This window comes from Sphingobacterium siyangense (assembly GCF_023277505.1).
Taxonomy (GTDB): Bacteria; Bacteroidota; Bacteroidia; order Sphingobacteriales; family Sphingobacteriaceae; genus Sphingobacterium; species Sphingobacterium siyangense.
In genome coordinates this window covers 4,040,655-4,065,244 of sequence record NZ_CP080574.1, presented here as the reverse complement: position 1 = coordinate 4,065,244, position 24,590 = coordinate 4,040,655, and the positions used below count along the sequence as shown (strand labels likewise).

Annotated in this window: 30 protein-coding genes; 18 read left to right on the top strand and 12 right to left on the bottom strand. The window is 37.5% G+C overall.

Features of this window, described 5'->3' with window-relative positions; genetic code table 11:
- The first annotated feature begins 23 nt into the window (after positions 1-23).
- Positions 24-1,760: a HAMP domain-containing sensor histidine kinase gene (locus tag K2F45_RS17060; protein WP_075993223.1), complete on the top strand. Its 1,737-nt coding sequence runs from the start codon at positions 24-26 to the stop codon at positions 1,758-1,760.
- Positions 1,761-1,883: 123 nt separating this feature from the next.
- On the opposite strand, the gene K2F45_RS17055 is transcribed toward K2F45_RS17060, so the two are convergent.
- Entirely contained in the window at positions 1,884-2,885 is a 1,002-nt protein-coding gene (locus K2F45_RS17055) for an aldo/keto reductase (RefSeq protein WP_075993222.1), read from the bottom strand.
- 82 nt (positions 2,886-2,967) lie between these two features.
- On the bottom strand, positions 2,968-3,876 hold the full coding sequence (locus K2F45_RS17050) for a helix-turn-helix domain-containing protein (protein ID WP_075993221.1): 909 nt from the start codon (positions 3,874-3,876) through the stop codon (positions 2,968-2,970).
- Between the two features lie 183 nt (positions 3,877-4,059).
- Here K2F45_RS17050 and arsC point away from each other — a divergent pair, with 183 nt between their 5' ends.
- A complete protein-coding gene (arsC, locus tag K2F45_RS17045; protein ID WP_075993220.1) occupies positions 4,060-4,410 on the top strand; it encodes an arsenate reductase (glutaredoxin) in 351 nt (116 codons plus the stop codon).
- A 325-nt stretch (positions 4,411-4,735) separates the two neighbouring features.
- Here the strand turns inward: arsC and K2F45_RS17040 are convergent, their stop codons facing one another.
- From K2F45_RS17040 to K2F45_RS17030, 3 genes are all read right to left on the bottom strand, one after another.
- On the bottom strand, positions 4,736-5,362 hold the full coding sequence (locus K2F45_RS17040; RefSeq protein ID WP_157626138.1) for a hypothetical protein: 627 nt from the start codon (positions 5,360-5,362) through the stop codon (positions 4,736-4,738).
- Positions 5,363-5,528: 166 nt separating this feature from the next.
- Entirely contained in the window at positions 5,529-6,086 is a 558-nt protein-coding gene (locus K2F45_RS17035; RefSeq protein WP_075993218.1) for a DinB family protein, read from the bottom strand.
- Between the two features lie 51 nt (positions 6,087-6,137).
- On the bottom strand, positions 6,138-6,662 hold the full coding sequence (locus tag K2F45_RS17030) for a Crp/Fnr family transcriptional regulator (protein WP_075993217.1): 525 nt from the start codon (positions 6,660-6,662) through the stop codon (positions 6,138-6,140).
- A gap of 224 nt (positions 6,663-6,886) precedes the next feature.
- On the opposite strand from K2F45_RS17030, the gene K2F45_RS17025 reads away from it, so the two are divergent.
- The 5 genes from K2F45_RS17025 (at position 6,887) to K2F45_RS17005 (ending at position 9,546) form a co-directional block, all read left to right on the top strand.
- Entirely contained in the window at positions 6,887-7,534 is a 648-nt protein-coding gene (locus tag K2F45_RS17025; protein WP_075993216.1) for a hypothetical protein, read from the top strand.
- A 33-nt stretch (positions 7,535-7,567) separates the two neighbouring features.
- Positions 7,568-8,326 (top strand): DUF1266 domain-containing protein, encoded by a 759-nt coding sequence (locus K2F45_RS17020; protein ID WP_075993215.1) that lies wholly within the window; start codon positions 7,568-7,570, stop codon positions 8,324-8,326.
- A complete protein-coding gene (locus K2F45_RS17015; RefSeq protein WP_157626137.1) occupies positions 8,307-8,486 on the top strand; it encodes a hypothetical protein in 180 nt (59 codons plus the stop codon). Before K2F45_RS17020 ends, K2F45_RS17015 begins: the two co-directional genes overlap by 20 nt.
- 29 nt (positions 8,487-8,515) lie before the next feature.
- A complete protein-coding gene (locus K2F45_RS17010) occupies positions 8,516-9,010 on the top strand; it encodes a hypothetical protein (protein ID WP_075993214.1) in 495 nt (164 codons plus the stop codon).
- 89 nt (positions 9,011-9,099) lie between these two features.
- Positions 9,100-9,546, top strand: a complete 447-nt coding sequence (locus K2F45_RS17005; protein WP_075993213.1) for a hypothetical protein — start codon at positions 9,100-9,102, stop codon at positions 9,544-9,546.
- A 1-nt stretch (position 9,547) separates the two neighbouring features.
- On the opposite strand, the gene K2F45_RS17000 is transcribed toward K2F45_RS17005, so the two are convergent.
- Entirely contained in the window at positions 9,548-9,994 is a 447-nt protein-coding gene (locus K2F45_RS17000) for a hypothetical protein (RefSeq protein ID WP_075994864.1), read from the bottom strand.
- Positions 9,995-10,301: 307 nt separating this feature from the next.
- Here K2F45_RS17000 and K2F45_RS16995 point away from each other — a divergent pair, with 307 nt between their 5' ends.
- Together K2F45_RS16995 and K2F45_RS16990 are read left to right on the top strand one after the other, a co-directional pair.
- A complete protein-coding gene (locus K2F45_RS16995; RefSeq protein ID WP_083663671.1) occupies positions 10,302-10,736 on the top strand; it encodes an SRPBCC domain-containing protein in 435 nt (144 codons plus the stop codon).
- A 45-nt stretch (positions 10,737-10,781) separates the two neighbouring features.
- Complete coding sequence (locus K2F45_RS16990) at positions 10,782-11,567, top strand: alpha/beta fold hydrolase (protein WP_075993212.1); 786 nt, start codon at positions 10,782-10,784, stop codon at positions 11,565-11,567.
- Between the two features lie 34 nt (positions 11,568-11,601).
- On the opposite strand, the gene K2F45_RS16985 is transcribed toward K2F45_RS16990, so the two are convergent.
- Positions 11,602-11,802 carry a YqaE/Pmp3 family membrane protein gene (locus K2F45_RS16985; RefSeq protein WP_075994862.1) on the bottom strand — a complete coding sequence of 67 codons (201 nt, stop codon included), beginning with the start codon at positions 11,800-11,802 and terminating at the stop codon, positions 11,602-11,604.
- Positions 11,803-12,088: 286 nt separating this feature from the next.
- On the opposite strand from K2F45_RS16985, the gene K2F45_RS16980 reads away from it, so the two are divergent.
- On the top strand, positions 12,089-12,292 hold the full coding sequence (locus tag K2F45_RS16980) for a hypothetical protein (protein ID WP_145327083.1): 204 nt from the start codon (positions 12,089-12,091) through the stop codon (positions 12,290-12,292).
- 111 nt (positions 12,293-12,403) lie between these two features.
- On the opposite strand, the gene K2F45_RS16975 is transcribed toward K2F45_RS16980, so the two are convergent.
- The gene (locus K2F45_RS16975) at positions 12,404-12,949 is read right to left on the bottom strand and encodes a hypothetical protein (protein WP_075993210.1); all 546 of its coding nucleotides are present in this window, start codon (positions 12,947-12,949) and stop codon (positions 12,404-12,406) included.
- 247 nt (positions 12,950-13,196) lie between these two features.
- Between K2F45_RS16975 and K2F45_RS16970 the strand changes: the two genes are divergently transcribed.
- Positions 13,197-13,643: a GNAT family N-acetyltransferase gene (locus K2F45_RS16970; RefSeq protein ID WP_075993209.1), complete on the top strand. Its 447-nt coding sequence runs from the start codon at positions 13,197-13,199 to the stop codon at positions 13,641-13,643.
- A 60-nt stretch (positions 13,644-13,703) separates the two neighbouring features.
- Here the strand turns inward: K2F45_RS16970 and K2F45_RS16965 are convergent, their stop codons facing one another.
- Both K2F45_RS16965 and K2F45_RS16960 read right to left on the bottom strand, forming a co-directional pair.
- Positions 13,704-14,156 carry a DUF1569 domain-containing protein gene (locus K2F45_RS16965; protein WP_075993208.1) on the bottom strand — a complete coding sequence of 151 codons (453 nt, stop codon included), beginning with the start codon at positions 14,154-14,156 and terminating at the stop codon, positions 13,704-13,706.
- Positions 14,157-14,231: 75 nt separating this feature from the next.
- A complete protein-coding gene (locus K2F45_RS16960) occupies positions 14,232-15,431 on the bottom strand; it encodes a transglutaminase-like domain-containing protein (RefSeq protein WP_248931930.1) in 1,200 nt (399 codons plus the stop codon).
- A 550-nt stretch (positions 15,432-15,981) separates the two neighbouring features.
- Here K2F45_RS16960 and K2F45_RS16955 point away from each other — a divergent pair.
- Together K2F45_RS16955 and K2F45_RS16950 are read left to right on the top strand one after the other, a co-directional pair.
- Positions 15,982-16,674, top strand: coding sequence for a hypothetical protein (locus K2F45_RS16955; RefSeq protein WP_248931929.1), 693 nt, complete (start codon positions 15,982-15,984; stop codon positions 16,672-16,674).
- A 105-nt stretch (positions 16,675-16,779) separates the two neighbouring features.
- Positions 16,780-17,919 (top strand): acyltransferase family protein, encoded by a 1,140-nt coding sequence (locus tag K2F45_RS16950; RefSeq protein WP_075993206.1) that lies wholly within the window; start codon positions 16,780-16,782, stop codon positions 17,917-17,919.
- Positions 17,920-18,449: 530 nt separating this feature from the next.
- On the opposite strand, the gene K2F45_RS16945 is transcribed toward K2F45_RS16950, so the two are convergent.
- Together K2F45_RS16945 and K2F45_RS16940 are read right to left on the bottom strand one after the other, a co-directional pair.
- Positions 18,450-19,133, bottom strand: a complete 684-nt coding sequence (locus tag K2F45_RS16945) for a dihydrodipicolinate reductase C-terminal domain-containing protein (RefSeq protein WP_075993204.1) — start codon at positions 19,131-19,133, stop codon at positions 18,450-18,452.
- A 140-nt stretch (positions 19,134-19,273) separates the two neighbouring features.
- On the bottom strand, positions 19,274-20,329 hold the full coding sequence (locus tag K2F45_RS16940) for an SDR family oxidoreductase (RefSeq protein ID WP_075993203.1): 1,056 nt from the start codon (positions 20,327-20,329) through the stop codon (positions 19,274-19,276).
- Between the two features lie 73 nt (positions 20,330-20,402).
- On the opposite strand from K2F45_RS16940, the gene K2F45_RS16935 reads away from it, so the two are divergent.
- The 5 genes from K2F45_RS16935 to K2F45_RS16915 all read left to right on the top strand — a co-directional run bounded on the left by K2F45_RS16935 (position 20,403) and on the right by K2F45_RS16915 (position 24,493).
- Positions 20,403-21,206 carry an AraC family transcriptional regulator gene (locus K2F45_RS16935; protein ID WP_075993202.1) on the top strand — a complete coding sequence of 268 codons (804 nt, stop codon included), beginning with the start codon at positions 20,403-20,405 and terminating at the stop codon, positions 21,204-21,206.
- A gap of 118 nt (positions 21,207-21,324) precedes the next feature.
- Positions 21,325-21,891: a DUF6624 domain-containing protein gene (locus K2F45_RS16930; protein ID WP_248931928.1), complete on the top strand. Its 567-nt coding sequence runs from the start codon at positions 21,325-21,327 to the stop codon at positions 21,889-21,891.
- Positions 21,892-21,923: 32 nt separating this feature from the next.
- Positions 21,924-22,511 (top strand): TetR/AcrR family transcriptional regulator, encoded by a 588-nt coding sequence (locus tag K2F45_RS16925; RefSeq protein ID WP_248931927.1) that lies wholly within the window; start codon positions 21,924-21,926, stop codon positions 22,509-22,511.
- A 182-nt stretch (positions 22,512-22,693) separates the two neighbouring features.
- Positions 22,694-22,957 (top strand): hypothetical protein, encoded by a 264-nt coding sequence (locus K2F45_RS16920; RefSeq protein ID WP_157626134.1) that lies wholly within the window; start codon positions 22,694-22,696, stop codon positions 22,955-22,957.
- Between the two features lie 480 nt (positions 22,958-23,437).
- Positions 23,438-24,493: an NAD(P)-dependent alcohol dehydrogenase gene (locus K2F45_RS16915; RefSeq protein WP_075994861.1), complete on the top strand. Its 1,056-nt coding sequence runs from the start codon at positions 23,438-23,440 to the stop codon at positions 24,491-24,493.
- Positions 24,494-24,590: the final 97 nt, after the last annotated feature.

The following is a 24,590-nucleotide window of genomic DNA, read 5'->3' as shown; positions in this document are numbered from 1 at the left end:
GATAAAGACAAATTGTGAATAAGATGAAAATAAAAACGAAACTTACCTTTGGTGTAGGATCACTTTTTCTCATGATCTTTCTACTTGCCGCGCTGAGTGGTTGGTATGTAAACCGGTTAAAAAAGGATACCGCAAATATACTGACAGCGAACTACAATACGCTGCTGTACGCCAAGAATATGTTATTGGCATTGGAGGAAATTCCTGTTGAAAAAGCTGCTTTTAACAACTTCCAGATTAATCTTGACAAACAACGGAAAAATGTTACCGAAGTCGGAGAGCAGCAAACAACAAACGCAATTGCCAAACATTTTTTAAAACTGCGAGATAAGCCCTTAGATGTTACTATTGTCTCGTCTATCAGAAAGGATATTGCCTTGTTAATGGAACAAAATATGACGGCAATTTCTCGGAAGAGTATTATTGCGGATCGCACTGCCGAACATGCAATTTTGGTCATTTCATTTGCCGGGGCGCTCTGTTTTATCATTGCTTTTATATTGCTGGTCAATTTGCCGTCCAATATAGCTGATCCCATTGCGAAATTGACAGCGAGTATTCGACAGATTGCAGGACAGAACTACAAAGAGCGTATTCAGGTACAGAGCGGTGGTGAGTTTGCCGAACTCGTCGCTTCATTTAATTCCATGGCAGAGAAACTTGAAGAATACGCTGAAAGTAAACTTGAAAAAATTTTAAAGGAAAAAAGACGAATTGAGTCTCTTGTTGATCATATGCATGATCCGGTGATAGGCTTCGACGAAGAGCGACGTGTCATTTTTGTCAACGAGGAAGCACTTCGCATCACAAATCTACATAAAGATCAACTTCTCGGAAGATCTGCTTTAGCGGTTTCAGATGAAAATGATCTTGCTAAGGATATTTTTAAAGATCTTTTTCTTCCTGTAGAAAAACGTGAAAAAAATGCTGTTAAAATTTATGCAGATGATAGAGAAAGCTATTTTGAAAAAGATGTTATCGATATCAATGTTTTGCCTACGGGTGAACTTGAGCCAAAGTTTATCGGGCAGGTGGTTATCCTAAAGAATATTACGCCATTTAAGGAACTTGATCTTGCAAAAACAAACTTCATCGGTACTGTTTCGCACGAGTTCAAAACACCTATTGCGGCGATTCAGATGGGGGTTCAATTGTTGGAAAACGAGCAAATAGGTCATCTGAATACCGAGCAGCTCACGTTGTTAAATGGAATAAAAGATGATTCTAACCGCTTGCTTCAAATAACCGGTGAACTGTTAAATATGACGCAGGTTGAAAGTGGTTCTATTCAAATTAACTTACATACGACAGAAATACAGCCTATTATTGAATATGCTATCATGGCAAATCAATTTGCTGCGAATCAAAAAAATATCCACTTTGTTATCGAGGTAGGACCTAATGTGAAAGCTATATTTGCTGACAATGAGAAAACGGCCTGGGTTCTTACAAATTTTCTTTCCAATGCAATACGTTACTCCCATGAGGATTCGCTTATTCGTATCGCAGTGGAAAACAGCGAACTTAAAACAAAATTTATCGTTACCGACAGTGGGCAAGGGATCGAGCCGAAATATTTGGATAAAATATTTGCGCGTTACTTCCGTGTGCCAGGGTCAAAAAAGGGTGGAACAGGACTTGGTTTAAGTATTAGTAAGGAGTTTATAGAAGCGCAAGGTGGCGAAATTGGTGTTGAAAGTGATTATGGCGCAGGAAGTTCTTTCTATTTTTCGTTGCGTACCGCAATTTCCGATAATTAATACCATATTAAACGATTCGTAACTGTTCCTACAGCATATCATGACAATAGAACAAGGACGGATGAGAACAATTTTTGAGATTATAAGCGGCGCCAGCAAGCCACTTATAATCTCAAAAATGGATTAATGGTTGACTAAAGCCATAGCGCCTTCGCTGTATCGTGCTCCGATATTGGGGTATTTATGAAGTATCTCATCTATTTTTTTTAAATCATCATGCGATAATTGTACATCAAGGGCACCGACATTTTCCTCCAGGTATTTTCTTTTTTTAGTTCCTGGAATAGGAATGATGTCATTTCCCTGTGCCAGTACCCAGGCTAAAGCGAGTTGTATTGGACTACAGTTTTTATCTTTTGCCAGTAGGGAAAAGTCGGCGACTAAATGTGCATTGTTCAATGCATGTTCACCTTGATTTCGAGGTAAGGTTCTTCTAAAGTCGTCCGAAGCAAGATCTTCTAAATTTAAAGAATTGGAAAATAATCCACGCGCTAGAGGCGCATAAGGAATTAAACTTATCCCCAATTGCCTTACGGTGTGTAAGATTTCTTTTTCTACATCACGTGTAAGGAGCGAATATTCGCTCTGTAAAGCAGCTATAGGGTGTACGGCATTTGCTTTAATGATTGATGCGGGAGATGCTTCGCTTAAACCCAAATACCTCACTTTTCCTTCTTTAACCAATTCTGCCATAGCGCCTACGGTCTCTTCGATAGGAATATTGGGGTCTACGCGGTGCGCATAATAAAGATCTATGGTATCGATTCCAAGGCGTTTTAAACTTTTTTCTACCGCTAATTTTATCCATTCGGGCGAGCCATCGAAATAGGTGTTTGCCGTACCACTTGGACCTGCTATTTCATCTTTAAAGCGAAATCCAAATTTTGTTGCAATAAAAACTTTGTCACGGTTGGGAACAAGCACTTTTGAAATAAGTTCCTCATTGGCTCCGTTGCCGTACATATCCGCGGTATCCCAAAAATTAATGCCGAGGTCCAATGCTCTTTCCAATGTTGCAATGCTCTCTTTTTCGTCCGTAGGTCCGTAAGCAAAGCTCATTCCCATACAACCTAATCCAATCGCAGAGAGTTTTTCATTTGTTGTTCCAAGATTTCTATATTTCATAATGATTACATTTTGTTCAATACAAAAGTACATATGGAACAAACGAAGCGAGTTAAGACAATCAAACAGATTGTTATACAATTCAAACAGTATTGCTTCGGACTTGGTTTGGAGACATCCCGGTTTGCTTTTTGAAGAAATTGGTAAAATAGGATGGATATTCAAATCCTAGGCTGTAGGCAATATCCGATACATTCCAATTGGTATGCAGCAACAAAGCTTTGGCTTCTTGGACCACACGGTTTGCAATATGTGTACTGGTGGTTTTGCCTGTGGCTTCTTTTACCGACCTATTGAGGTGATTGATATGAACCGAAAGCGCATGCGCATAATCTGCTGGGCTTTTCAATTGCAGGCTAAGTTGAAGGGTATTGATTGGAAATTGTCTTTCTAACAGCTCAAGAAATAGCCCCGATACCCTGGTCGATGCATTGGTATAAGATCCAAAACTCGCTGCGGGACTCGATTTCATCGTTTCATGAATTAGAAGATGTAGATAACTTCGCAACATATCATCTTTATGGATATAGCTCGAGTTCATTTCAACCATCATCTTTTGGAAGATTGTAGAAATTTCTGCTAATTGTGTTTCATCCGGAAAATAAATCGGGTTGCTACCTATCTTGAACAGGGGAGAGTCTTTTAGACTTTCTATCCGTTCACTATGCTGTATAAATTCCTCTGTAAATACACAATACCATCCGGATTGTTCTGAGGATTCGGGCTCCCAAGCATATGGAACAACCGGATTCGCAAATAACATGGCAGGTCTATCGATTTGTATCCACTTATCCGCGTAATATAGTTTTCCACGCCCTATGATAAGGGAGGTTTTATAAAAATCGCGGCGATTGTACGGAGAGACGACAGTACAGGATTCCCTGCTGAAAACATTGAAATGCCCAATTCCCGTATTATTTAGCGGCAAATCCAGATGAGTTAAACCTGGTTGCCTTTTGTAAAAATCTGTTACACTTTCGGCTGATTGCATATTACTAAATTAAAAAAAGAGAAACAATCCTACGTCATAAACGGATCAGTTTCTCGAAAATGAATTCGAATATTTGGTTAGCCAATGGCATTTTATTTGAACTGTTTGTGATTTTGTTACTATTTTTGAGGGTATCCAATAATTGATTTTTTATCACAAGGATATCCTTTACATATTGCGACCATGATTAAAATTTATCATAATAAAAATTGTAGTAAGAGTTGTAATGCATTGGAACTGCTACAGCATCAAGCTGTGGATATAGAAGTACAGGAGTACTTAAACGATGTTCCGACGAGAGGCCAATTGATTGAATTATTGGGTCAACTTGCTTTAAAACCTTTGGAACTTATCAGAAAAGGAGAATCGGTCTTTCAGGAAAAATTCCAAAATCTTCACTTAACAGATGAGCAGTGGATCGATGTGATGCTGGAGTATCCGATCTTGATTGAGCGCCCTATCGTTGTAAAGGACGGTGTAGCAGTAATTGGTCGACCTATTGAAAAAGTTTTAGCACTCATTGGTGCTAAGTGACGATGCTGGCTTGATTGTTATATTTCTTGATTGTATGAAACATTTTTTGAATATAGCTGCATCTGTGTTGGATGTACTTAAATTTTTTTTTCTAATCACTAATTTTGGCTTTTTTTGAACGGTTAAAGATATCTCCTATGATATTATTTTAATCGACATGATTTAGTGGGTTATTCTTTTAAAGAGGACATTTATACTTGTAACTTTAATATTAGCCGTTTGCTGTGCATACGTTTGTATGACCCCAATGGAAACGAAGAATAGCATGATCGTCCAGGTTTTCATATTTATTTTAAAGCTCAAATGAAAGGATGAATTTTTGCATTTACCGTTTATTTATTAGTCCTGCAATATGTTCTTTAAGGTCATTGGTTGATTGTAGTCCAATGTCCGAAAATTGGTAATCATTTAGCATAAATTGGTGGAAGGTATCTTGTTCCAACAATATGGTTCTACCTTTTGAAAGGTTATAAATTTTAGTGTTAATTACGCTAATATCATGGTTTTCTTGCGTAAATGCGATAAAATCAATACGATAGTCATCCCGTATTAAGGAGCCCTGGCCAAAATAGTCGGGGTGGTTTCTAGAAACATTTCCCGCGTAAATTTTATTCGTTTGAGCTAAAGTCATCATTGACTCCTGCGAGGTTAATTTAACGACAATATTGCAGAAAGAATAATATTCCTTGCCATGAGGAGATTTGGTTATACTAAATGTATAAATGATATAATTATCTGCTCCGATCGATAATGAGTCTACGATCACTTTGGTTCCTACAGCCTGATAGGGTTTGACGTGGAAGTTGAAATTTTGTAGCGGTAAAATGTTGGCCTGCGGAGGTACCTTAGTATTATCTTTTTCGAGAAAATAGTTTGAATCTTTTACTTGTCCAAAACTATTTTGAGTAAAGCAAATCAAGAAGACGATCCATATTCCTATAATTCTATGCATTGTTTTTATTTTATTGGTTATCTGATCTTGCCAAAATAAACACATAATCTATATCATGATAGGGCTATTCGGTCAATATGGGGTTTACATCGGTTAGTCAATATTATTTATCGGTAAGCCCACATGCTTTTGGTGTATATGCTGTGGGCTTCTTTAGGACCCTATTTTAATGTTTTGTAGTTAACGATAAGATATTCTTTATTTGTACAATATGCCTGGTATTGTGATGAATAATAAAACGAAATATATCTCCTAAACGGAGCTGTATCCAGTTGCTGAAAGATAGCCTAATGCGAATTTTAGTTAAATCTTTTGACCTTGCCTTATCGAGTAGATGAAGTAGTCTATTTTGCTGTTCTAAAAAAACTGGAATCGGTTCGGCGCTCTGCATAAGATTTCTAGGATCCATTTTTCGAAAAGTTTTCATCTTTTTTTCCTTATCATTTGGTAAAATAGAATTAGCAAAATAGTTCCCTAAAAAACCACTTTTGAAATCAACATTGTAGCCAAAATTGCTTTCGGATATTTTTTTTGTGATTTCAGGTAAATAGAAACTTCCGTACAGATTCAGGTGCTGTATGCATTCGAGGATATTCCAGGACCCTTCATGAGGTCTTTTATGTAATGTCTCCTGAGAAAGGGCTTCTAGGGAATTGACAAATGATATATGTTCCTGTACTTGCTTTTCCAGTTGATCAAGTAGTTCTAATGATTTATATTTCATCTTTTTTTTGATAAAATACTCGAAAATAAATTGGAAAAAAATTGATTTAACTCAAGATTTACTGATTCTTGATAAAGTTTCGGGACTCATTCTAAGATAATTGGCGATATGCTTATTCGGAATTAGTTGAAATAATCTAGGATTTCGTTTAACGAGTCTTTCATACCTGTTTTTTGGGGATTCCAGCAATAGATCTCGTTCTCTTTCAAGCTGCTGTAATACCAACTGTTCCAAGATAGTGATATATAATTTTGTGTTTTCTGAAGTGGAATAGATAAAATTCATAAAATCTTCCTTCTCGGCGATTAGCATATCTGTTTTCTTTATTGCCTGAATTGCATAATCCGAGTAGCTACCATGAATAAAAGAATCCATAGCTACAATGAGATCTCCATCATATCCAAAGCGAATAATCTGTTCATGATCTTCCTGAAAAATAGAGATTTTGATGCTGCCTTTTTTTATGAAATAAATCTTTGAATCAATCGAACCATTCATTTTAATGTATTCGTTCCTCCTAAAAGAAATTTCTTTTTTAAAGATTCGAGGTGATATGAGATCTAACAGCTTATGCATACACGTTGGATTTAATTGAATCATTAAAGGTCTTCGAAATTAGCGATTGTATTGCTGTTTTCAAATATTGATTATTGAGCTACAAATATCGCCAAGTTTTGACCTAATATGGGTTCCAGATTTATCGGTTGAATAATTATGTGCAGATTTACGGTATTAAATGAAAATATGGAATATGTTTTCACGATTTTACAGATTTAAATACTTCATTAAATAATTTTAGTTTGAAAAGAGTCCTCGTTATCCTGTTCATTTTGCTGGTTTCATTTTTAATAGCGGCGTTTTTTATCAAAGTCAATAAGAGGGAAACCTTGCTCTATAAGATACAGCAGTGGGTTACCTACGATACAGCAGATTGGGAAAATTATGAAAACAATAAACAGCTACTTGCCGCTGAGGCTACCGAAGTAACGACGACTGAAGTGGCAGCTGTAGAAGATGATCTATATCCGGTTGATACAAATCGCATATCTCCAGAATCTAGGGCTTTAGAAATCGAAAAAATTAGAAAGACAGATTTTGGACGATTAGTAATAGCGAAGTTACCACCGGATCATGAGGATGCACAAATCGCATTAATTCATCTCACGGATCGTAAATTGACCGATGTGATAATCAATCAGAAGATTAATATTAAAGTTGGAACTTGTTTTGAAAACCTAAAAACAGCAGGTAATTATCGTTGCGTGAGTTGTATGATTTTACTTTACAATCGAGAGAAGAAAAGTTGGGTGGAGGCTCCAAACGGTGAAAATTTCTTGAAAAATGCCTATGATTTTTACCAGGCGTCTGAAGGAGATATTTGGCAAGCACGAGACTTGTCCATGAGAATCCCCTATGATTATGCACTTGTAGCAAAATATAGTAAGTAAGATTTCTTTTAAGTAGTTAATATCAATACCGTTATGTTTAAATTTTTAAGAGAATTATTGAATGCGGCAAAGGAAGGTGTGCATGAAGCCAAAGATGAAGTTACTTTGAAAGCCGAAGAGGAAAAAATGGCGGAGAGTTTAGCAATTGATAACAATATACTTCTGGATATTCCTTATGAAGAACAGTTTGGAAATGCATTAGGAGCCGCATTTAGAGTCATTGTTTTTGGGGACTGGTTTACGGTATTCGGCAGTACGGGAGATGATGGAAGTTATCCGATTCACTTATATCAATTTGGAAATTATCCCAAAATTGATCAATATAGAAGTGATTTTATCAAATTGTTAAAAAGAGATTTTGGTATAACAGATACAGACAGCTGTCTTGAAATGTTGAGTTCATATTTTACATTACTTGGAATCGAAAAGACCGGGACCGCATTGGAAGGAAAAAACAGCAAGATCGATACAGCCGTTTGGGATATCTCCAAAGTAGGGGTAAATGCCTTTGTTGTTGCTGTAGCAAGTCATATTACGACATCCGCAACGGACGTTGGATATCTATCAAAACCTGTGGCATTAGATGTTCTCAAAAAGTTGTCAGTATATGCGAAAAAGCATTTTAGTGATTGGTTGCTATTTTCCGATCAATTTATGAAAGGAGAAGATCAAGTTGGGTTAAATAGTAAAATTGGGAAATCTTACTTGAAAAGGTATATTGGATATCTTAAAGAAAAGAAAGGAAGTCCCTGGAATAATGTCGCATGGTGGAATGGTAATCATTCCGTCTGAGTATTATCTCATGTGGCCTTCACATCCACTACATCTTACGGCTATTGATTTGCGCTATCAATTGGAACAACAAATTGCTCAGAAAGAACTACGCGACCATAGCTATTTCGAAGGATTAGATGCTATCGAGATGAAGGGGAAATTCCTATGTTCTGTCTGATTTGTGTCAGTTAATTTTTTTTGCGAAAAATGAATTCTAAAGGCATTGTTTTGGTTATCAGTTGTATGTTGATCGTTGTCGTGTTGACAGAAGTCTATAAGAAAACTGTAGCTGAAAATTATTTATACGGTGTTAAAAAAAGCTATGAGATGAATGATCATTTTGAAACAGATAAATTAAGAAAACTGTCGTCACGACCCTTTCTATTTGGTATAGAAGATAATCTGTTAAGTGACGAAGATTATTTTTTTGATGAAAATTATTTTTATGCTGTCGGTCGAAAAGGCGGGGCAGGTAGATCCTTTAGGTTAGTGGATATCATTGAACTTCGTAGGACATCGACTCAAATTAATAATCACTATATCTGGCAAGTTGTCGTTCAATTGGATAGTAAGGGACAGTCCATTTTCAGTTTTACGCATAACTATTCCCTCTGGAATAGAAATTTCTATGTTTTTTATCAAAAAATACGAGAACTAAATCCACATGCAATCAAATCAAAATGGAGTTTGTGGACGATGTAACAAATTCAATATCAACGGTTGAATGTATAGAAAAAGAAAAATGGCTAAAACTGTAATCTAATTGCTTTTGTTATCCTAAGTAAAACGTTATGGGTAAATTACGATTAGTAATCATGAATGTGTTGGCTGTTTTTCTGTATGGAGCTTGTCAATTACCTCAGCGCCCGCCACAGTCCAGTACAAATGAATCTAAGCACAGGGCACAGGAATTACCTTCTAACATAACCTTTTTTGGTGGTGGAAGATCTAAGGAAATGAATATGGTATCGGGGAAAACGGATACTATTTTCATTTCAGTCCATCAGGCGGATTCGGTTCTTATCAAAATAAAAACTCCCACGGATACAGCCAATGTACGAATTAGTCAGCTTTTTATGCCCGATGGTTCGGCTGATGGCCCCTTTGGCCAAGAGTTTGCCTATAGATTTAAAGATGTTGGCCAATATCATATTACTGTAAATGAGAATAAAATGATAGGGAATCATTACTCAGGACCATATGTAGTACAAATTGTGCCAATAGTTCAATCTTTCTAGGCTACTCAACATCACCTGTGTACTTAATCGTATTATCCACGTAAAGAGCTGATTTTTTAGCATCATATTTATAGTTATCCTTTTGGTAAATGTCGTTTTCGACTTTATCCAGGATAATGGTTTTTTTACTGTCATCAGGTAAAAATAATTCTACCTTTGATTTATCCTCGCTAAGGACAACAAAGGCACTAATGACAGCTTTCCCTTCTTCTTTCTCCGTTGGATTCAGGCGTAAGCCAATATTAAAGACCTGGATACATCCTTGTTTGATCTCACTCCAAGTTTGTCCCGCCGCGACTAAACAACCGTGCTCATCCTTGCTGCCGCCGATCGACGGAGTTGCTTCCTTGCTTTGATCAGTTGTTTCTTTTGATTCGCTGTTCTTGGGAGCATTGTTACAGGCTGTAAAAGTAACAAGGCTCATGACTATAAATGCTAATTTTCTCATTTGAATCGGTTTTTTATATGTTCTCTCATGTTCACACAATAAATATACCATAGTCTTCTGTTTATTCAATAATTGACTTATTACGGTAGGCTTTCATCCTTTTCTTAAATATAGAGTGAAGCTCCGCTGTATAGCAGAAAAATGTGTGTAGCGTAAGTCAATATTGTCATAGGACAAGTCGAATTTCTGTATAGTTTATTAATATTGTGATGCCGCTCGATGCAATCATTTATCTCAATATATTGAACGGAATGATTTTAAGCCAGTGTAGATAGACAAAAGTATTCTTATCATTTAAAAACATCGTATGAAACGTAAAGATCGTCCTGTCAAAAATTTGGTTTCGGTTATTTTAGTTGAAAAGCCACTAGCCGATGTTTGGAAATACTGGAATGATGCTGATGCAATTATGCAATGGAATATTCCATTTGACGATTGGCACTGTCCTGCTGTTCATATTGACTTTAGGGAAGGCGGGATGTTTAATTTTAGAATGGAGCAAAAAAATAGCCGTGAGGGATTTGATTATGTAGGCGTTTACGATGAGATTATTTGGATGGAATACATTGGAAGTATCAGTGGAGGGAGAACCTGTGTTGTTGAATTTCAGGCGATTGATAACAATACAATTATCCGGGAAACTTTCGAACCTGATACATTTACACCTTTGGCCCTACAACAGTCTTTTACAGATGGGGTCTTGCTGAGTTTTAAAAAATTTATAGAAAACAAATCGCTGTAAAAGCGTGTTGCTACTGACAGAAATATAGACTTTATAGGATAAATTATGCGTGAAATAGAATCGAAAAGCGGTTATGCACCTGCAAATGGAATAAAACTTTACTACGAAATATTCGGCACAGGAAAGCCTTTAGTATTGATTCATGGCGGAGGTTCCTCTGGCTACGCTGATTTTGAAGAGACAGTAAAAAGATTGCATGACCAGTACCAGTTGATTGTGATAGACCTGCAAAATCATGGAAGATCCGAACACAGAACCACTCCCGAAACCTTCGAGCAGGATGCGAAAGATATTTCGGCTGTTCTTGACTTCTTTTCTATCGAAAAAGCTTCATTTTTCGGTTTTAGCAATGGAGCGACAACACTTTTGAAATTTGCGACGATGTATCCGGACAAGGTGGAAAAGCTGATTGCTGCATCGGGAAATACCAAAAGAGAGGGGCTTTTAGATGGTTTTTTTGAAAGTATGGAAGCTTCAACAATTAACGATATACCGCCTTTTCTCAAAGAAAATTTTATGAAGCTGAACCCAGATCCAGAGAAATTTCGAAATATGTATGAAAAAGATAGCCAGCGCATGATAAACTTTAAAGACTTCGAAATGGAATCCTTAAGCCTTTTGACCTGCCCGGTATTTTTGATAGGGGGAGACCAAGATGTTGTAAAAACGACACATCTAGCTGCCATGCAACAGCAGATTCCTCATGCCCGACTGCTTATTTTACCGGCTAATCATGGGAACTATATGATGGCTGATTTTAATGGCGATGTAAATGACCAACTGATCGATTTTACACTAGGACAAATACAGCATTTTTTGGCACCCAATTGATACCTGTTCAATCGATTAAGTTCGCGCCAAAGGTTTATCGATAATTACGCATATTACGTTCCATCTTACGTATGCGCTGTTCGTTTTTTCCGTCAACACGAGATGCAACCGCCCAAATGGCTGCGGGTATCCAACCCAGTATGGTCATCTGTAGGATCAAACAGAGAATGCCACTTAGAATCTTACCGCGTAAGAAAAACGATAACCAAGGAAGTAAGACTGCTATTAATATCATAAATAATAGGGTTATAAACATTAAAATACAAAAGTACGGTATTCACCATTAAAAATCGCGAATAATATCAATTAAAGCAAATTAAGTTATTTTTTTGTTTGGTTGTAATGTGTTGATAATTAATGTGTAGTAGTTTTGTGTTGGTAGAATAGGTAAATGTTAAGAAAACTTAAAATATGCCTTCCGACAGATGAATTTTAAAATTTTAAGGAGGTGTGGCACCAATGTTGATGTTCCCCTGTCGAATATTTTAGATGCAGATTACATAGAATAAATGACGGAAAACATGGGAAACAACAATAGTATTATTGAAAATTTAGACAGCAAATATCGTGGATATCTAGAGGATGAGGGGAAATGGCTCAATGATGGATTTAAGAATATTTTCATCGATGGGGAACCAAGTAAAGCAAATCTGAAAACCTCGGTTTATCTTATGTTACCCCAAGAGATCAGAGAATATGTCGATCAGTTGTTGCCCAACGATTGATTATAAATTATACCCGCAAATCGTTCAAAGTAAAAGTTTACTAGAATCAGTTTTTTCTGATTTTAGTAAACTTTTACTTGTTTAAACAGGGGAGAGCAGACCACATCTCCATTAAATACCATATTCTTTCACGGTTTGGCAAATTTGCTCTTTTTGTTTTCGGCTTAATACGTTCAACATGGTAAGGATTTCTTTACCTTGAAAAGTCTCAAGCTCAAGTCTAGGACCCAACCAATTGCTTTCAATAATACGGATATTAACGATTTGAATGTAGGGCACGAATACCAGCGCATCCAAATCTGCTAAAGCCCACATACTCCCGGTCTTCTTTTTAATCCGTTTAAAATACAATCCTTTTTTATCTGTTCGGGCTCGGATGATCTTCCTACTGCTCTTTAGAAGAAGGCAGCCGCCGATAATAAAAGATAAGTGGAGCAACAACATAAATAATGAGACTAAAAAGCGAAATACATCTTTAAAGTCAAGTACCATGGCACTGAAATTCTCTTTAAATGAATCATTCGGATGATAACCGATGAAACATGTAGATATCCCTATTAAAATCAAGATACTACCGATGATAATGGATCGCCAATTGGGTAGGTAATAATTAATAAAGGTTTCACTGTCTGTGGCTGCTAATTTTCTCCTTTTCATATCTAAATATAGGGACCTTATAAATTGACCGTACAGAAGACTTACAATTCGTTCAGAAGCATTTATAATTCGATAACTATTGTTATAAAGGCATGAAGTCTGTTTTTGAAATTATTATGAACTTGTTTATTGGTCGCGTCGAAATCCATGTTACGGAAGATTGGACCACTGTACATCTGCTATCTGGATGAGGTCGATACGAAAGAGTTGCGATACATTTGCACTATAAATCAAACTATTTAATGAAATGAATTATAACATTAGAAAGGCAAGTCTTGAGGATCTTGACCAAGCAGCGGCGTTATTCAATCTTTATCGGATTTTCTACAGACAGGAATCGGATTTGGAAAAAGCCAAAGAATTTTTGAGGGACCGATTTTTGTACGGAGAGTCAGAAATCTTTTTGGCAATTCAGGGCGAACAAGCTGTTGGTTTTGTTCAGCTTTATAAATTGTTTCATTATACTAAATTGCAGCGACAGTGGTTGTTGAGTGATCTATTTGTGCATCCTGATCACCGGAGTAAAGGTCTTTCGGTTCGGCTTATAGATCGTAGTAAAGTCTGGTGTGAAGAGACTGGAGCTTGTGGTCTGATGCTTGAGACCGAGAAAACAAATGTTATCGGTAATAGTCTTTATCCGAGGTGTGGATTTGAATACGACGGCATGCATAACTATTATCATTGGTGGCGATAACCTTAATTGGATCGTCAGGGCACTTCTGCGCCTGGCGATCCAGTTGGCAACTGAGATTAATTAGACGGCAAATTGTGTCAAATGATGATCCAGGTGTTTATAAAACATGTTGTTCCACTCCCAGCTTTTCAGCTTGCCGAAAGAATGGGACTCCTTCCCATCAAAATAATTTTCGCCCAATTCCAGCGTTTTTCTAATGTAATCGATTAACCTACGTTGCTCGATCTCGAAATCACGTCTGGATGTTACCAGAAACTCTGTAGCAGTAGGGTTATTTCTCTTATAAGGTTTTTCATTGACCACCAGATTCTTTACAAACCATTTTAGTAGTAGTTTCTTTAATCCAGTAGGCTTAGGATGCTTGTCTTCATAGATTAATTCATAGGTCACGTTGCAGTGGGCTAACATTTGATCGACAGTCATTTTACCCCATTGGGCACTGCTGTCTGGATTAAGATTTTGAATCCGTGCTATCACTTCATCACTCACTGTTTTGTCAAAAATATTTTTCATAATTTAAATGCTAATTGGTTTTCAGGTTGCTGGAACTTTGGTTGGGGATGATAACGTACGAAATAATAATCTATATTAATTGAAGTATAATATCACATTTAAAGGCTCATCTTTTACAGTTACTTTCTTTTCGGTGGGCCCATTTTTATTGCTGTACCTCAAGGTATAAGACTGATTTTTTTTCACGATAAATGTTAAATAATCATTCGCATCCTGCAGTTTAGTTGCGGTCGAACCACCGCCAATTTGATCATTTCCTTGAAAGATATCTACATTGCATTTTGTTCTGCCTTCCGGTTGACATTGATCGTTACTGAGATACATGGTTACGTTTAGACGGGTGTAAGATTTGTCGTTCAATTGTTGGCTATATTGCTGATTGAATAGATCAATATAGCGCTGGGAAACATTATCTGCATATACTTCTGTTTCGCTCCATGCTGGGAATGAGGTAGCTGCCGGTTTGTAGGAAGCCGCATAAATGGAATGTTCCTTGCTATTCGGATCGGCTTTCCCTGCGTCGGCCAAAAACCAGCTGTAATTTAGGTCTTTGTCCGGATAATATTCAGTAAAATACCATTTACCATTCATCCATACCTCGACCCAACTGTGGTTACCACGATTGTCATGCCAGTTTGGTGTACCTGCAATCCGGGCCGGTATACCTACTGATCGCAATGCATCGATCAGTAAAATGGATAATCCGGTACAAGATGCCATCCCTTGGCTTATCGATTCAGATGGATTTTGATCTGCTTTTTTTCGTTGGGTGTTGTAATCGACTTTTACTTCATCTCTGATATTCTTATTTATGGCTACAATGGCATCTTTCATCGTTTTGCTATTTGTTACATATTTTGAGAAACGATCGTAGAAATCACCACGCCAGTCGTCTAGATCTTCAGAAAATACACGATAGGGCAATACCTCATTTAGAAAAATAGAATCTGGAATTTCCTTAGCCCAGGAAAATGTTGATTTTGCCTGGTAAGCCTTTTCAATATTATGGATAAGATGATCACTCTTAATCGTCGTTAAATCATTCTTAGGCATATAAGCTATGAGAAAAGCCGCGCCTTCACGCATTTCTTTGGGCAGTTTCTCTAGTACTTTTTCCAATTCATTACGATTCGTGCCGGCAGCTTTTAGTCCATTTTTGACCGGTTTTTGATACTGACTTGGTAAAGAGGAAAGCTTGAAATCTTGTGCAGATGCTTTGAAAAAAATGGCTGTAGATAAACAGCAGAAAACTAAAGAAAATACCTTTTTAAACATAATATACGCTTGCTTGTTCTTTATCTATTTAAATTAACACAATTTGTATATTTCAAACATAGATAAATTGATTTTTATATGCAAAAATAGGTTTTATAGTCTGACTCGTAACTTAGAAGCCCAATTTACATAATTTCTTCTTTGACAGCCCGTGAGCCTCTGTTCTAGCCCGATAGCTACCTGCATTGGGACAGAGCCGTATCACAGTCCCTGTGAATCCGAGATGAATCCGACATTCTCTTGGAGTGACAGCCCTTTATTAAGGTGGACTCAACGTGGATCCAAAGCGAACGAGGTACGACGATGTACTTTTGGATTGCGCTGCACTTCTAAAAAGTCAAAAGGTGTTAATCCCGCACAATTTCATTTGCAAATGAATACAAATTTATTTTAGTTTGAAGATCTTTACGGCAAAGTAAAGATCATAACCCAAAAAATAATTTGAATGACAATTCCGATGAAGCCGTTTCATTTTCTATATTATAGTGTATGCTGTCTGATCCTTTTATCTGGTATGCTGTATTCCTGTCAATCGCAAAATCCGGATCGGGTGATACTTGAAAAATTGGATAGGACCTTTAATGCATCCAAATTTTATGGCCCCAAAATAAAAAGGAGTGAAGAGTTGCTGCATGCGGACGTTAAAAGTATGGATAAGAAAGAGTTGAAAGAAGTCTTTGAAACCGCCATATTTAAAAAGGATACGCTTGCTATTTTTAATTCAGAAGGGAGTCTGCCAACGTTATTTTATATCGAGTCTACCGCAGCTTGGGGAACACGGAAATTAAAGCCAGTTAAAGATTTCGGTTACCGTTATACAACTGTTTCTTACAATGAAGAAAAGGATACTTTAGCTGTATTAAACGGAGTTTCTTTTCCAGCCTTGACTATGGCAGAGGATAAAAATGGTGAATTGGTTTATCTATATGCACTGAAGACTTCAAAAAATAAAGATGATTTTCAAAATATTTACAACTATCTACAGAACTCGTTTACAAAATTGACGCTTCAAGATGATGCGGGAAGTGGTATAAAAGGTTGGGAAAATAAAGACTTTTACTATTTTCTACATAAAAAAAATAGAAGGGAAGAACAGATTTTTTCGTTTGGAGAAGATGAAGACGACAAGCCGACGACTACAGACATCACCGATATCCGTTTGGAAATTTATTCTAAAATTTACATCCAAAATATGCAAAAAGAGCAGGTTTACTTACCGGATTATATTCCCATTATCAAATGACAGATGTAGATAATGGGTAACCGTCAAACTTGTTACAAACCTGCATAAGCGAATTTGTTTATATTTACTTCCTTGTAAAAAAATCAATCAAATCGTTTTATTTTTATGTCAGATACTCAAATACCGACTTCCGCTTATGCAGATACCAAACCACATTATGCTGTACTTGATGGGTTACGTGGTGTCGCAGCTATTACAGTGGTTTGCTTTCATATTTTTGAAGCCTTTGCAACGAGCCATTTAGATCAGCGAATTAATCATGGTTATTTGGCGGTCGACTTTTTCTTTATGCTTTCAGGGTTTGTTGTGGGCTATGCTTATGATGATCGCTGGAAGACGATGACAACAAAAGAATTTATCAAACGAAGAATAATACGTTTACATCCGATGGTTGTTATGGGAGCGATCATTGGAGCGGTTATGTTCTATTTTCAGGGTTGTTCTGTTTGGGATGTGACAAAAGTGACATTTTCTTCGCTGGCAATCGCAACCCTATTGAATGCTTTGTTAATTCCTGCGATTCCGGGACATGAGGTGAGAGGGCTTGGGGAGATGTTTCCATTAAATGGACCAAGCTGGTCGTTGTTTTTTGAATACATCGGTAATATCCTGTATGCATTGGTCATTCGAAGATTTTCGACCAAAGCATTAGCCGGACTCGTTATTTTATTCGGAATAGGTTTGGCTGCATTTGCGATATTGGGACCCTTGGGAGATATCTGTGCCGGTTTTTCACTCACAGGAACAGAATTTACGGCAGGTTCACTTCGACTTTTATTTTCTTTTACAGCGGGTCTATTTCTATCGAGGATATTTAAATCTTTAAAGATCAAGGGGGCATTTTGGATTTGTAGTTTGATCTTAGTACCTCTTTTGGCTATGCCGCGCATTGGTGGGGCCGAGCATTTATGGATGAATGGTCTGTACGATACATTATGTTGTGTTGTTGTTTTCCCTTTGCTTGTTGTTTTAGGAGCATCTGGCAAGGGAGAAAGCGGTATTACAAGTTGGCTTTGCAAGTTTTTAGGCGATATATCCTATCCTTTATATATGGTACATTATCCCTTTATTTATCTATACTATGCTTGGGTCAAGAATGAAAATCTGAGTTTTGAAGAATCTCTGCCGGGAGCAGCAGCTGTTGTGATCGGAAGTATTGTGCTTGCATACGGCTGTTTGAAGTTATATGATATCCCCGTGCGGCGATATTTGTCAAAACGATTTCTAAGATCAAAAGGGAAATAGCAGTCGGCAAACTAATCCTATATTTATTATAAAATAAAAAAACACCAATTTATGGTGTTTTTTTATGCATATTACGTAGGACAGTGACCTGTACACAGAGAAAATATCGTGACATGTTAAATAACGCTTGAATGTCAGTCTTTTTCAAAAAAAACGTTGTTATATTTCGACGAATAAAATACCAAATAGAAGCCTAAAGGACTTCGGTACACCGTTGGATCTGACGCAAGAAGTCCCATAATAATCTTATTTTTTTAAGATTTTTGGGCTAGCGATCCATTGAAAAAGTTGAGACAAAGAAAAAAGTAGAATTGCGCCACCGATGAGAGATAAAATTGCGTAACCAAAGAAGCGTCTTTCTGTGAAAATTCCGCATAACATTAGAATTACCAGCAGTGGTAGAAAAATAAAAACAATGAAAAAATTGGCCCCAAATCCCATTTTATAAATTGTTGTGGCTTCGAAGAAAACCAAATGGATTCTCTTTTACTCCTCTTATAGAAACCTACTATCTAAATTGAAAGTTTTAACTAAAGTAGCCCCATAGCGACCAAATCCAACACCGTATGCCTTCTGTTAGCTAATTTATTCTTGACACATGCTTCAAGGATTTTTTTGACACCATTTGAATAAGAATCATGTCCGAGGACCTTGGTCTCAATTTTAATTTCATCATTTTTATCTTTGATCACAATCTGATGGTAGGCATGCTTTTCTAAGTAGGCAACGGGAATATTTATTTTATAAGCTTGCGTTTTCGCATCGCGAATGGAGACAACACGCTCATGAGCGACCTGTAAAGAGTTGGCGATATGATAAGCTGTACCTGGTTCAGTATTCTTGGAGGCCTGATGAGACTCTGTAATAGATATTTCATAGTCTTTGAAATTATGACCAAATTGTTGAAGCATATGGAGCGTTTTTAGCAAAAGTATGGAGGTATTCGGGCAAATAACAAGTGGAAAAGCAGTCTCAAGCTTTTCGGTCTCTAGCCCCGTCGACAGTTCAATTAATACCGAACCCGTACGTGCACAAAAATCAAGACAATCTTGTAACTCCCGGCCAGATCCGGCATGTATAACAATAGATGGAGATGTCGTTGTAATGGATGGTTGCCAAGGTGAAACTTCTACATTGGGAATGGAATAATCGGCTTCCAGTATTGCGTTTGCAAGTTTTCCTGATCCTACTACAAAGGCTTTTTTTGTATTCATATTGCTTGTTTTATCAAAATATCCGCTATCCTTCTGACTATGAATCGATAAAATGATACCGGATGAATTTGTAATGAAGTAAAGGTTGTGCTTGAGCTAGGTAAGTTACAAAAATAGACGGTAAAATTTAATCTTTGCTATTATGGAATTATTCTTTTTTCACGCATTTCGTCAAAGAGCTGATAAAACATTTGTTCAGTATCGATAAATTCATGGAAACCGAGCCGCCTTGCCTTTGTGCCGTCGGCAAAAAAATCATAATCCCAAGAAAAGACAAAGTCGCCAAAAGGCCAAGCTGAAACCTGCGCATAGTTATAGCTTAATGCATGCTCTTCTTTTAATTTTTGCCATACAGGCTCCTTATCTGCCATCATTGTTTCGAGCGATAGCGGGATCGGGTCAGCACTTTTCATATCAAAATAGGCTGCTAATTTGGGCCATAGTTCCTTCCAGCGGAAGAGATCGCCATTGTTAATGTTGAAGGCTTGATTGGCCGCTTGTGGATTGGTCGATGCCCATACCGTTGCTTTGGCTAATAGTGTTGAATCGGTCATTTCCATCAATGTCTGAAAAGCGCCAATTTTTCCTGGAAACCGAAGCGGAATACCGAGTTCTTTTGAGATAGAAGCATATACAGCAATGAGCAACGCTAGATTCATCGGATTATTGGGAGCCGTTCCACCAACAACGGACGGACGGATCGCCGACCAAGTCCATTTCTTACCTTGTTGCAGTTGTTCGAGGTATTGCTGTTGGCTGGTATTGAATTCAGGTGGCATATGTCCGGCATCTGATTCTTTGGCCGGCGTCTTGAAAGGGCCCAGGTGAGCACCGTATACTTTATACCCCTGCATTAAGCTGATGTGTTGAAGATTACCTGCTATTGGTTCCACCACAGTCAAAACATTGCTTAGCATTCTCATATTGGGCTCTACCAGCTCAGCCCAGGTCGGCCTATCCTGATATGCAACATAGTAAATATGAGTGACTGAATCCAAGTTGCCTAGTTTTTTGATACAATCGGCTATATCTAATAAATCTACGGCAATAAAACGAACCTTATTCCGATCGGCATTTGTTCGTCGTGATAAACCTATAATTTCCCATTCTTCCGTCTTTTCAAGGTAGTCTATGAGATTGTTGCCTATGACGCCATTAGCGCCCACAACTAAAGCGGTGTTTTTTCTAGTCTTCATCTTTATCTATTATTTATAAGGCCAAAGTTAGTTGGAAGCCTGGTGGGGTTTAATGTAAAAATCCAACATAATTATGTATATTTCTGAAATGAAACGTTATCGTCAGTTTGAACCGGTGCTTATTTCAGGATTTAAGATGCTCGAATGGAACCATCCCGAACACAATCACAATCATTACGAGTTTATTTTTATTCGGGAGGGTGTCGGACGACATATCGTTAATGGACATTCATTTCCATACGAGGCTGGAACGATCTTTCTACTTGGGCCAGATGATCAGCATTATTTTGAAATCGAACAACTCACACATTTTGTTTATCTTAAATTTACCGACGCCTACCTTGGTCGTGACACTTCGGGTGCTACGCCCGCAATACAACAGCTGGAATATATCATAAAAAGTAGAGAAACCCATCAGATGGGGTTTCAATTAGCGGGGGAAGATAAGATGGTGATAGAACAGATCTTTGATATACTCCTTTTATTTAAGAAAGATCAAATCGGAAATCAGGAACTTATTTGGTTGCAATTATTCAGCATTGCACATGTTCTGCAGCGAAATATGCCTGAATTGCGTCGTAGTAGTACCAAAAGTCGCGATCTGCAGGCTATGTTTTGCTATATTCATAAAAATATTTACGATCCCAACTGTCTGCGGATACAAATGATGGCGGAGCACTTTAATATTGCCAACGATTATCTCGGTATTTATTTTAAACGTCAGGCAGGGATTACCTTACGGGACTATATTCAAAACTACCGCAGTACATTAATACGTCAACGAATAGCAGTAGGAAGAGTTACCTTAAAGGAAATTGCTGCTGAATTTGGGCTGACCGATGTAAGTCACCTGACTAAGATTATACATAAAGCGTAGTCTATTCCCGTCGAAAGAAGTAGTTGAGATTAATAGCTTATGAATATAATGGGTTACCGACCCAGGCGGAAAGGATTTAGAGAAGTAAAATACGTAGTAAAGATTTTAGAAAATTGAGATGTTATATAGAAATATTGCGGAAGAGATTATCCGATTAGCGCAGGACGACGAATCAATGCGGGAAAAGTTATTACAGAGGGGAGAGCTTCATGGTCGATATCATGCGGAGATGGAAACAATTCACCAACGGAATGCAGAAAGACTACGTGAAATCATTGCCGAAATAGGTTATCCAACTATTTCAAAAGTCGGCGAAGCGGCTAGCAATTCAGCTTGGCTGATTGTTCAGCATGCGATAGGAGAACCTCAATTTATGCAAGATTGTTATCAGTTGCTTCTTGATAATATTATGGACATCAATCTCGCAAATCTGGCTTATTTGCACGATCGAATTCAGGTTTTCAAAAGTAAGCCGCAACGTTATGGGACACAGTTAAGCAGCGGTGGCAGTATTTATCCCGTTGAAGATAAAAGTGCAATAAACAGCTTGAGGAGCCGAATGAACCTTTTACCCCTTAATCCTATAGAAATGAATAAAATTGAACATGTGGAGCGAATTCAATTACTGGATCAGGAGAATGACACCTACAATGAGTGGCGAAAAAAAGTTGGCTGGGTGAATTGATTTTTCGACATTTTTTGTAGATTTGTCGAGTAATGACAGGTCAACAGGAAAATATTAAAGAGGAAATTATCTTATCATCCATGAAAGTGTTTGAAACATATGGATTTGCAAGGGTTTCTATGCAGGATATTTCAAAAGCTTGTGGAAAGGGTCGGAGCACGTTATATTACTATTTTACCAGTAAAATGGATGTCTTTGATGCAATTGCGGAGTATCTATGTCAGCAAGTGTTTGAGGTCGCGCGTAGAACTTATAACAGGGACGCTTCACTGGAAGATAATTTAGTCGGTTTTTTACAAGCAAAACTACGTCAGATTAATTTAATTACCAAACGTTTTCATCTCGCATTCGAAGATATGAAATCCGATCCAGCCTTGATGGTTTCGAAAACACGTTATATGCTGGACGACGAGATTAAGTTGATTCGTGAAATGATTGAATTAGCCGTTGGGAAAAAAGAAATTCAGGCCTTAGAGGAAAAGGATATCCTGTTTTTATCCGAAATGTTAGTGACAACATCACGTTGTTTTGAGCAGGAAGTTTTACTTTTTGATCGTTTTCCAGATTTTGAAGCTAGGCTTTCCTGGTTGACAAGTATATGTGTTAAGGGACTACGCTAGCAATTCGGAGGGTAGCGCGAAGTAATTATTTTGAACAGTAAGGATGTAGATTTATTGTTCTTTTTTTTGAAGCTTGTTTCGACAAAAATACAAAATATGTCTATTTTGATTGGTCGATTCTTTTTATACAGACAATAAACAGGATTACAACTATGGTGTTAAATGCGAAAGTAGGAAAGTCGGTGGATAGCTTTGCATCAGAAAGATGCGTTTTGGTTATGGTGGAGACAGAGGAAACAATCCGCCCTGAAATGATGGGGTTGTTGGATCCAGATATTGATTGTTATTTATTAATACACAACGATGTGGAGCGCTTGGATAGCCTAGCTCTTGCGCTGGAAAATGAAAATAAAAAGGTTCGACTAGCCCGAGATTTTGAGGAACTGAAACAGATGCGTTTTTTGAACCACCAATTACAACAAATTGCCGTTAAAATTTTGAAATAATCTAAATATGTATAAAGTTGTTTATTCTTTATCTCGTAAGCTGAAGTGGAAAGCTAGCGAGATTTATCATTTTCTCTATCAGAGTTTCCCGGAGATAAAAAATATTGATTTATTGTTGGATGACCAGCAATTTTTGCTTGTTCTGCGGATTAGTACCCGACTGGAATTTTCTATTCTGAATATATGCCAGAAACAGGGCTTGGCAATGCAATTTGTGCAAGTCGAGGATACTGATTAGTCTGTCCGCTTTACAAAGCTAGCCTATTAGAGATGTTCAGGCATGATGCGATGAGCCGTAAAGAAATATCAATTTGAGCTTTATAGCAAAATCATTCTGAAAGTTACTTTTTACTTTTGATATCGTTCCTTCAAAACATTTTTCACATCCATTGGTTAATTTTATCGTGCGGATGGAATCTGTGTTGTATCATGGGAATTTTATGCATTTATTTAAAACAGAAAACAACAATTTTATCAAGTATGAGTACATTTTCAATTAGAGCTTTTGGAACAAGCGCACCAACGGCTGATCTAAAACAGATGGATATTGAACGCCGTGAAGTGAAGGATAAAGATGTCGAGATTGATATCTTATTTTGTGGAGTTTGCCATTCGGATTTACATACAGCGCGAAATGAATGGGGCGGAACCGTTTATCCGAATGTACCCGGTCATGAAATTGTGGGTCGAATTACTAAAGTTGGATCCGCTGTAACCAAGTTTAAAGTTGGCGATTTGGCCGGTGTAGGCTGTATGGTCGATAGTTGTCGCGAATGTGAAAGTTGTAAGGAAGGACTGGAACAGTATTGTGAAAATGGAAATATCCAAACATACAACGGACACGATAAGCACCTTAATAAACAGACATTTGGTGGTTATTCTGAACGTGTTGTAGTAGATCAGGATTTTGTGCTCCACATTCCTGAAAATTTGGATCTCGCAGCGACAGCACCTCTATTATGTGCTGGAATTACCACTTATTCACCTTTGAGGCATTGGAATGTGGGACCAGGAAAAAAAGTTGGTATAGTAGGTATCGGTGGCTTGGGACACATGGGAGTCAAAATCGCAAAAGCAATGGGAGCGCAGGTCGTTGTTATTACAACGTCTGCTTCTAAAGTTGATGACGCCAAACGTTTAGGTGCCGATGAGGTGATCTTGTCAACTGATGCAGAACAAATGAAGGAACATGCAGGAACATTACATTTCATTTTGGACTGTGTTTCTGCACAACATGACATCAATGCCTATTTAAGTTTATTGAAACGAGATGGTTCCTTGACTCTTGTTGGCGCTCCGGAACATCCACTTCCTGTGGCTCCTTTTAGTCTGATTCCAACACGTAAGAGTTTTTCAGGTTCTATGATCGGTGGGATAGCCGAAACACAGGAGATGCTTGATTTTTGTGGTAAACACAATATTATCTCTGATATAGAGCTGATTAAAATGCAGGATATCAATCATGCTTATGATAGACTATTGAAAAGCGATGTTAAATACAGGTTTGTTATTGACATGGCGAGTTTGAAAAACTAACGCAATAAAATTATTCAATGGTGAACCATCAAGGGGAATTTCGAGTACCTTTGATGGTTCAGTTTGTTTATATAGGTATTTTACACCTAGATTATCG